The sequence below is a fragment of the Paenibacillus pasadenensis genome, from assembly GCF_023715725.1.
Classification (GTDB): Bacteria; Bacillota; Bacilli; order Paenibacillales; family Paenibacillaceae; genus Paenibacillus_O; species Paenibacillus_O pasadenensis_A.
Map to the genome: position 1 here is coordinate 1 of NZ_JAMBOT010000037.1, position 483 is coordinate 483.

Genomic DNA, 483 nt, shown 5'->3' on the forward strand with positions numbered 1-483 from the left:
ATCCAGCGCATCCATCAGACGCTGCTGGATCTGTGCCAGTCCACCGCTGATGGTCGGGATAATCGGATAGCCGTTAAACTCCTGTATTTTCCCGCGCGGGGGCGCCTTCGGATAGAAGTCGAGATCGATATACAGCGCGCCGGTCACCAGGTTACCGGTTTTCAGCGAGCCGCGCAGTCCGCGGTTGATCAGATCGTCAATGTGGGCGCGACTATTCGGATCGCCGCCAAGCTGATTAATCAGCCGTTGCGGTTCAACCCGCACTTCCACTGGAATACGATAGTCATCGTTCAAACGCTGCTTCAGCCCCGGAATAAAGAACGGCACTTTGCCGACGGTGCCCAGACGGATACCGCGGAACTCCACCGGCGCGCCCGGCTGCAGGCCGCGAACCGAGTCTTTGAAGAACATGACGTAATCGATATGCTCGGTAAAGACTGAATCCTGGATGCTCTTCTGATCGTCAAACAGATGGTATTCCGT

At 56.3% G+C, this 483-nt stretch carries 1 protein-coding gene; it reads right to left on the reverse strand.

Going from position 1 to position 483, the window contains the following annotated elements; translation table 11 throughout:
* On the reverse strand, nucleotides 1-483 hold a 483-nt coding region (locus M3223_RS23845; RefSeq protein ID WP_251566263.1), incomplete at both ends, for an MlaD family protein.